We start from the raw sequence: 9,172 nt of genomic DNA on the forward strand, positions 1-9,172 counted from the left end.
TAATGAGTAAAAGCAGTTATATAAAAGAGAGAGAGTTGCGTTACGTGCCAACGACAGAGAAGAAGCCCTTCATATTCATCGAGTAAATCAGGGGAAGCTTGAATCAGGAATTAAAGTTCCTGTTCGTAATTCCAAAGATTTGAGTTTAGCTTATTCACCAGTGTTGCTGAACCATGTAAAGCTATCTTTGAAGATAAGCAGAAAGTATTCGAATATACAATGAAGGGAAACATGGTAGCTGTTGTTACAGATGGCACGCTGTGCTGGGACTGGGTAATATTGGTCCGGAAGCTTCTCTTCCAGTTATGGAAGGAAAAGCCGTTCTCTTTAAATCATTTGCCGGCGTAGATGCTTTTCCAATATGCCTTGATACAACAGATGTAGATAAAATTGTGGAAACCGTTAAATTGATGTCACCGACGTTCGGCGGCGTTAACTTAGAAGATATAGCGGCTCCTAACTGCTTCATTATAGAAGAGCGTTTAAAGAAAGAAACGAACATACCTGTATTCCACGATGATCAGCACGGAACGGCAATTGTGACAGCAGCCGGTCTGATCAACGCGCTTAAACTCAACGGCAAGCCTATATCCGAAATCCGCGTTGTTATCAACGGAGCAGGCTCTGCCGGTATTGCTATTATTAAACTTCTGCAGCGTCTTGGCGTACGTGACGTTATTCTCTGCGATTCCAAAGGTGCTATCTATGAGGGCCGTTCATTCGGAATGAATGATGTAAAAGCAGCTGTGGCAAAAGTAACCAACAAAGACAGAGCATCTGGTGAACTTAAAGATGTGATCAAAAATACGGATGTATTTATCGGAGTATCTGTTGCCGGCGCCTTAACAAAAGAAATGGTTCAGTCAATGAACGAAGACCCAATTATTTTTGCAATGGCCAACCCGGATCCGGAAATTATGCCTGATGAAGCCAAAGAGGCCGGCGCTCATGTGATTGGTACGGGAAGATCCGACTTCCCAAATCAAATAAACAACGTTCTTGCATTCCCGGGTATCTTCAGAGGAGCCCTTGATGTAAATGCTACCCACATTAACGAAGAAATGAAAAAAGCAGCTGTTTATGCTATTGCTGATTTGATTTCAGACAACGACCTCTCGGAAGATTACGTGATTCCTAATCCATTCGATGGAAGGGTAGCTCCTGCAGTAGCAGCAGCCGTTGCAAAAACAGCAATGGAAACAGGAGTGGCACGCAAAGAAGTGGATCCGGACGAAGTGGCTGAAAAAACACGCCGTCTTTCCATTATCGATAAAGAATAATTTAAAATTTATTCCCATATATAACGGGCTACGTGATAAAATAAAGAAATGTTTACGGAAAGAAAGCGATCGTTAACGCATATCGGTCGCTTTCTATCCGTTTATTTGTGAATCTGCTTATTTATGTTTTAAAAAATAGACATTCTTTATAGGAAAGCAAAGAAGGTGTACGCGTGTTAAAAGATTTTTTCAATAAAAAAGAAGATATGCTACGGTACCTCCTGAAAGACAGCAGCCTACCAGTATGAATGAAGGAGTTATGACGAAATGCCCGTCGTGCAAAACCATCGTTTACACTAAAGAACTGCGTAAACACCAAATGGTATGCATGAACTGTCAACATCATATGCCTATTACAGCTCCGGAACGAATTGAAGGTTTGTTTGACGAAGGAACATTTTCCGAAATTAACACATATTTGGTTTCCTCGGATCCGCTTGATTTTCCTGATTATCAGAAAAAAGTAGAGCAGGACCAGAAAAAAACAGATCTGCATGAAGCGGTTGTGACCGGAAAAGGAACCATTAACAACCATCCCGTTGTAGCCGGCGTTATGGATTCAAGGTTTCGTATGGGGAGCATGGGATCGGTCGTAGGAGAAAAAATTACCCGGGCCATTGAAGAAGCCGTAGCTGACGGCATTCCGTTTATTATGTTCTCCTCTTCAGGCGGGGCTAGAATGCAGGAAGGTGTTCTTAGTTTGATGCAGATGGCTAAGACAAGCGCTGCTTTAAAAAAGCTGGACCGTGAAGGACTACTATTTATATCGGTTATGACGCATCCAACGACCGGCGGCGTTTCAGCGAGCTTTGCTTCGCTTGGCGATTATAATTTTGCGGAGCCGTGTGCGCTAATTGGATTTGCCGGGCGCCGCATTATTGAGCAGACAATCAGACAGGATCTGCCGGAAGATTTCCAGACAGCTGAATTTCTTTTAAAGCACGGACAGCTTGATGGTGTTATATCAAGAACGCATATGAAAGAAAAGCTGGGTACGATTCTTGCTATTCATAGAAAGTAACATATAGAGAAAGGAGGAGGCTGCATTGAACCATCTTCCCTTTGAGAAGCCGGTAATCGAGCTTCGTGAAAAAATTAATGAACTAAAAGAATTTACGAAAGATAAAGAAATTGACATGAGTGGCGAAATTGATAAGCTGGAAAGCCGCCTGGAGCAGCTGGAAGATGAAATCTACGGCAACTTAAAGCCATGGCAGCGTGTGCAGATCGCAAGACACGCAGAGCGGCCGACTTCGCTTGATTATATTAATGAGCTTTGCACAGATTTTATGGAAATGCACGGCGACCGGCTGTATGGTGATGATGAAGCTATCGTTGGCGGTATTGCGTTTTATCATGAAATGCCGGTTACCGTTATCGGACATCAGCGTGGTAAGGATACCAAAGAAAACCTGCGCCGTAACTTTGGAATGCCGCATCCGGAAGGCTACCGTAAAGCATTGCGCTTGATGAAACAGGCAGAAAAATTTAATCGGCCGATCATCTGTCTGATTGACACCAAGGGTGCTTATCCAGGAAAAGCTGCAGAAGAACGGGGCCAGAGTGAGGCTATTGCCAGAAACCTTCTGGAAATGGCAGGATTCAGCGTGCCTATTGTCAGCATCGTTATTGGAGAAGGCGGAAGCGGAGGTGCTCTCGCTTTAGGAGTGGGCAACCATATTCATATGCTGGAGAATTCTACATACTCCGTTATTTCTCCAGAAGGTGCAGCGGCGCTGTTGTGGAAGGATTCCGCCCATGCGAAAAAGGCAGCAGAGACGATGAAAATCACTGCCCCGGATCTTAAAAAAATGGACATTATTGATGAAGTGATTCCTGAAATCAGAGGAGGCGCCCATCATAATGTAGCAGAGCAGGCGAAACAGATAGATAAAGTACTGAAGGCCTCAATAGATGATTTGAAAAAGATGAGCGGAGAAGAGCTCATTGAACAGCGCTACGTAAAGTTCAAGAATATCGGGGAATTTAACGATGATAGCGTTACCATTCCTGCAGATAATCCTAGTGCTTTCTGACTTAACAGCAGAAAGCACTTTTGCTTTTGAATTCCAAAAAGAAAAAGCTACATTTTTCATGAATGAGATGGTAACGTATAATACGATGTGGAAGGGGACAGTTTAGGATGAAACGTATTGGTGTATTAACAAGTGGAGGAGATTCCCCGGGCATGAATGCTGCTATTCGAGCAGTCGTAAGAAAGTCTATTTTTCACGGACTTGAAGTGTATGGTGTTAAAAACGGCTATGCGGGACTGATCAGTGGAAATATCGAACAAATGCAATTAGGTGACGTTGGCGACATTATTCACAGAGGCGGCACAAAATTATATACAGCTAGATGTGAAGAGTTCAAAACCCCGGAAGGCCGGGACATTGCAGTAAAAGAATTGAACAAAAAAGGAATTGAGGGTCTTGTCGTCATTGGTGGCGATGGTTCCTTCCGCGGAGCGCAGAAGCTTACAGAACTAGGATTTCCTACTATCGGTGTTCCTGGCACGATTGATAATGATATACCAGGTACTGACTTTACCATAGGATTTGATACAGCTCTCAATACCGTCATTGACGCGATAGATAAAATCCGTGATACGGCAACCTCGCACGAGCGGACATATGTAATCGAAGTAATGGGAAGAAATGCCGGCGACCTCGCTTTATGGGCAGGACTGGCTGACGGAGCGGAGACTATTATTATCCCGGAAGAACCTTATGATATGGAACAGATACTCGCCCGTCTGGAACGAGGACATCAACGCGGGAAGAAGCACAGTATTATTATCGTAGCCGAGGGAGTAGGCAGCGGCCCGGAATTTGGTAAAAAGATTGAAGACGCAACAAATCTGGAAACAAGAGTTACCGTTCTGGGGCATATTCAGCGCGGAGGCTCACCTACCGGCTCGGACCGGGTACTGGCAAGCCGTCTTGGAGCTAAAGCAGTTGAGCTTTTAATTGATGGCAAGCAGGGCGAAATGGTAGGCATCCGTGAGAATAAGATTGTGTCGCAGAGTATCGAAAGTGCGCTTCAGGAAACTCATCAAATTGATAAAGACGTATACCGCCTGTCTCAGGAACTATCTATATAACCCGACATTCTGTATTAAATAATTAGGAGGAATAAGATGAGAAAAACGAAAATAGTTTGTACGATAGGACCAGCAAGTGAAGACCCGGTGATCCTGGAAAAATTAATGACAGCAGGCATGAACGTGGCCAGGCTGAATTTCTCCCATGGGGATTTTGCTGAACATCAGGCACGAATTGACAACATCCGCGAAGTATCTGCAAGGCTGGAGAAAAACGTAGCAATTCTTTTGGATACAAAAGGACCGGAAGTTCGAACCCATACGATGGCCGGCGGTGCGATCAACCTAGTAAAGGGTCAGGATCTGATTGTATCTGCAGAAGAAGTAGAAGGAACTACAGAAAAAATTTCTGTAACGTATGATGGTCTTTCTGATGATCTGGAGCCCGGCAAAAAAATTCTGCTTGATGACGGACTTATTGAACTGGAAGTACTTGAAATACAAGGAAAAAACCTTCTTACCAGAGTACTCAATAATGGAGAGCTCAAAAATAAAAAAGGGGTTAACCTTCCGAATGTCAGCGTGAATCTGCCGGGTATTACCGAGAAAGACGCAGCTGATATTGAATTCGGTATTGAACAGGGCGTGGACTTTATTGCTGCTTCTTTTGTCAGAAGAGCATCGGATGTCCTTGAAATAAGAGAGCTTCTTGAAAAGCATGGAGCAGAGGACATTCAGATTATTCCAAAGATCGAAAACCAGGAAGGAATCGACAACATTGATTCCATTCTTGAAGTGTCAGACGGATTAATGGTAGCACGTGGAGACCTTGGCGTAGAGATACCGCCGGAGGATGTTCCATTGGCCCAGAAAGAATTAATCAAAAAGTGCAATACGCTGGCGAAGCCGGTTATTACAGCCACACAGATGCTTGATTCAATGCAGCGCAACCCGCGTCCAACAAGAGCCGAAGCAAGTGATGTAGCTAATGCTATCTTTGACGGTACGGATGCTATTATGCTTTCGGGAGAAACGGCAGCCGGTGATTATCCGGTGGAATCTGTTCAGACGATGAGTAATATAGCACGTAAAACAGAAACAGCATTAAAGTACAAAACTATTTTAAGCCAAAGAACAAAAGAAAGCCGGGTTTCGATTACAAACTCAATCAGCCAGGCTGTTTCCCACACGGCTTTTAATTTGAATGCGGCTGCCATTTTGTCTGCTACAGAAAGCGGAAATACAGCGAGAATTGTATCTAAATACCGTCCGGAATCACCTATCATTGCAGTGTCAAGCAATCCTGGCGTGGTAAGAAAGCTTGCGCTCGTCTGGGGTGTTAAAGCCATCCATGGTGCCGCAGCGAAAACAACAGATGAAATGCTTGATATTACAGTAACGGAATCGTTGAAAAGCGGCCGTGTAGAACATGGCGATCTTGTTGTTATAACAGCAGGTGTGCCTGTTGGTGAGTCAGGAACAACAAACATTATGAAGGTTCATGTTATTGGAGAGGTAGCTGCAAAAGGCCAGGGAATTGGCAGAAAAACAGCTTCCGGTAAAGTAGTTATTGCTAAAAACGCAGAAGAAGCAAAACAGAAAATGGTACCAGGCGCTATTCTTATCACGTACGGTACAGATAAAGATATGATGCCGGCATTCGAACAGGCGTCTTCTGTTATTACAGAAGAAGGCGGATTGACTTCGCACGCAGCTGTTGTTGGCCTTACGCTTGGCATTCCGGTCATCGTTGGTGTAGACGAAGCGACAGATCTATTTGAAGATGGCGAGGAAATCACAGTGGACGGTGCCCGCGGCGATATTTACCGTGGTCATGCAAGTGTCCTTTAAAGAGAAATACGGTAAAAAAGCCGCCCTGGTATACGGGGCGGTTTATTCCGTATATAATGATAAAATAAGAGAAAAAAAGGAGAGAAATAAATGAAATGGCTCCTCTTGCTGCTCATCATTGTTCCAGCCGCTGAAGTAGGCGTGCTTATCCTGGCAGGAAATGTAATTGGCATCTGGCCGACGATTATTCTTATTATCCTTACTGGTATATTAGGCGCATGGCTTGCTAAAAAAGAAGGCCTTCAGACGATCAGAACCGCCCAGCTGCAAATGCAGAACGGTGAAATTCCAAGCAGTCTGGTAATGGATGGGGCATGTATTCTGCTCGGAAGTGCGTTTTTGCTTACGCCCGGGTTTATTACAGACTTAACAGGCTTCTTGCTGCTCCTTCCAGCAACACGTGGATCAGCCAAGGCACTTTTCCAAAAAATATTGAACCGGATGCTGCGGAACGGAACCGTTGTCGTTACAAGAAGGTAAGTGAAAAATTCGGCTCGCTTGGAAAAGCGGGCTTTTTTTTGCCTATAAAAGCGAATAATTCAGGTTTTAGATTACATAAGAAAGCACAATATTATATAGAGAGAAGGGGTTGGGATGTTTTCATCAGGTTCACTTTTTATGCTGGCTCTTCTTGCAGTCAGCATTATTGCAAAGAATCAGACGTTGATTATTGCTATTGTTGCCCTGCTCATTGTCCATTATGCAGGCCTGGGCGATAAAGTATTTCCATTTATGCAGGCTAAAGGTATAACCATAGCCGTTACGATTCTTACATTTACGGTTCTCATTCCTATTATGACCGGCGAAATTGGCTTCAGCCAGCTCGGAGAGGCAGCCAGGTCTTCCTATGCATGGATCGCGCTTGCAGCCGGCATTGCAGTAGCCCTCATAGCAAAAGGCGGGGTGGTCCTGCTTGCTAACGATCCTCATATTACAGCAGCTCTTGTAATTGGAACGATTCTGGCTGTTGTTTTGTTTAATGGATGCGTCGGCCCGCTTATCGGAGCGGTATTGCCTATACTGCATGAAAGTGGTGGAATTTTTTCCTCATCCGGAGCCGGTTAAAAAGAAAGGCTCGTAACCATCGTCAAGGTGAATGTGTTTTTTTTCTGTACTTTGATTCACAAATTCATGAAATATGGTTATAATGAGTAGGTGAAAGTCCTTCCTACATAGTTAGCTTATAATGAATCTCGCCTATACAGGAATGGAATGATGATGATTATGATCGAGCCTTTAAGGGAAGGGTACTCTGTGTAGTAAACAGACTAACCATTCTAGTTAAAAAAGAGTGGCATTTTACAATTCATGGAAATGTAAGCATTTTCGATTTTCAAAGAATTTGGAAATCATACTTTAAGGTAAAGGAGATGTTTTTAAAATGAGTACAACACGCGGTCTTGAAGGGGTAGTAGCAACTACCTCAAGCGTTCAGTTCCATCATTGATGATGTCCTGACTTATCAGGGATTGATATTGATGATCTTGCAGATAATGCACATTTGAGGAAGTGATTTATTTACTTTGGAATGGACTTGCCAAAGGAAAATGAATTAAACGAACTACAAAAGATCTTGCTGCAAATATGGATGTTACCAAAAGAAATATTTGACTTTCATGAACAGTATCCAATCAAAAAGTACATCCAATGGCTGCACTTCGCACAGCTGTTTCCACAGCTCGGCCTGTTTGATGACGAAGCAGATGAAATGAATGAGGAAGCAAATAAGCGTAAAGCAGTAAAGATTCAGCGCAGATTCCTGCAATCGTTACAGGTTTTTCCCGTATTCGTGAAGGCAAAGAACCCGAGCACCAAAGCAGATCTTGGTTTTGCAGCTAACTTCTTTATATGCTTAATAACGAAGAGCCGGACGAAACCTATTACAGCATTTAATAAGCACTGTTCTTCATGCAGACCATGAATTGAACGCTTCCACATTACTGCACGTGTCTGCGTAGCAACACTCTGATATTTATTCCGGTGTCACATCGGCTATTGGAGCTTTAAAAGGTCCGCTGCACGGCGGTGCCAACGAAAAAGTTATGGCTATGCTTTCTGAAATCGGAGAGCCGGATAAGGCTGAAGATTACATTAAAAAAGCTATGGCAATAAAGAAAAAATCATGGGATTTGGACACCGTGTCTACAAGCAGGGCGATCCAAGAGCGAACATCTGCGATATGTCGAGCGCCTTACGAAAGTAACCGGCGAAACGAAGTGGTATGATATGTCTTGAAAGTAGAAGAAGTTGTAACCAATGAAAAAGGCCTTCTTCCAAACGTGGACTTCTATTCTGCTTCTGTTTATCACAGCCTTGGCATTGATCACGATTTGTTTACCCCTATCTTTGCAACAAGCCGTGCTTCCGGCTGGCTGGCCCATATCTGGAACAGTACAGCGACAACCGCTTAATCCGCCCCCGCGCTGATTATGTAGGACCGGATAAGCAGAAGTACGTGCCGATGGATCAAAGATAATAGCGGTATTGCAATAGCAAGAGAATAAAGGATTTCCTTTATTCTCTTTACTCTGCCGCAGGACAACATTAAAATAAATAGTGGTTCACTTATTCTAAGTAGGAGGTTTTTTTGAAATGGCTAATGGAGAAAAAATTACAACAAATGACGGAGTATTAAACGTACCAAATAATCCGGTAATTCCTTATATTGAAGGTGACGGTATTGGACCGGACATCTGGGCTGCATCTGAAAAAGTATTGGATGCTGCCGTTGAGAAAGCTTACAATGGCGAAAAGAAAATTCACTGGAAAGAAATTCTCGTTGGAGAAAAAGCATATAACAAAACAGGAGTGGCTTCCGGAAGAGTCCCTTGAAGCAATCCGTGAATACCTTATTGCTATCAAAGGACCATTGACTACTCCAATCGGCGGAGGCATCGTTCATTGAACGTAGCCCTGCGTCAGCGTCTGGATCTTTTCATGCCTTCGTCCTGTTCGTCACTTCACTAACGTACCTTCTCCTGTTAAGCGTCCTGAGGAT

Annotated in this window: 5 protein-coding genes and 4 pseudogenes; all 9 read left to right on the forward strand. The window is 43.6% G+C overall.

Annotated features, from left to right (window positions below; genetic code table 11):
* The first annotated feature begins 73 nt into the window (after window positions 1-73).
* Window positions 74-1,280: pseudogene (gene ystJ, locus MMY81_RS22420) on the forward strand (NADP-dependent malic enzyme).
* A gap of 173 nt (window positions 1,281-1,453) precedes the next feature.
* Window positions 1,454-2,301: pseudogene (gene accD / locus MMY81_RS22425) on the forward strand (acetyl-CoA carboxylase, carboxyltransferase subunit beta).
* Window positions 2,302-2,326: 25 nt separating this feature from the next.
* Window positions 2,327-3,316: an acetyl-CoA carboxylase carboxyl transferase subunit alpha gene (accA, locus tag MMY81_RS22430; RefSeq protein WP_252314610.1), complete on the forward strand. Its 990-nt coding sequence runs from the start codon at window positions 2,327-2,329 to the stop codon at window positions 3,314-3,316.
* Window positions 3,317-3,423: 107 nt separating this feature from the next.
* Window positions 3,424-4,383: a 6-phosphofructokinase gene (gene pfkA / locus MMY81_RS22435; RefSeq protein ID WP_252314611.1), complete on the forward strand. Its 960-nt coding sequence runs from the start codon at window positions 3,424-3,426 to the stop codon at window positions 4,381-4,383.
* A 36-nt stretch (window positions 4,384-4,419) separates the two neighbouring features.
* The gene (gene pyk / locus MMY81_RS22440; RefSeq protein ID WP_252314612.1) at window positions 4,420-6,174 is read left to right on the forward strand and encodes a pyruvate kinase; all 1,755 of its coding nucleotides are present in this window, start codon (window positions 4,420-4,422) and stop codon (window positions 6,172-6,174) included.
* 90 nt (window positions 6,175-6,264) lie between these two features.
* Window positions 6,265-6,654 carry an FxsA family protein gene (locus tag MMY81_RS22445; RefSeq protein WP_252314613.1) on the forward strand — a complete coding sequence of 130 codons (390 nt, stop codon included), beginning with the start codon at window positions 6,265-6,267 and terminating at the stop codon, window positions 6,652-6,654.
* 114 nt (window positions 6,655-6,768) lie between these two features.
* Window positions 6,769-7,239 (forward strand): DUF441 domain-containing protein, encoded by a 471-nt coding sequence (locus MMY81_RS22450; RefSeq protein ID WP_252314614.1) that lies wholly within the window; start codon window positions 6,769-6,771, stop codon window positions 7,237-7,239.
* 316 nt (window positions 7,240-7,555) lie between these two features.
* Window positions 7,556-8,650, forward strand: a pseudogene (gene citZ / locus MMY81_RS22455) (citrate synthase).
* Between the two features lie 116 nt (window positions 8,651-8,766).
* A pseudogene (locus MMY81_RS22460) lies at window positions 8,767-9,172 on the forward strand (isocitrate/isopropylmalate family dehydrogenase); the annotation flags it as partial.

This window comes from Sinobaca sp. H24 (genome assembly GCF_023845525.1).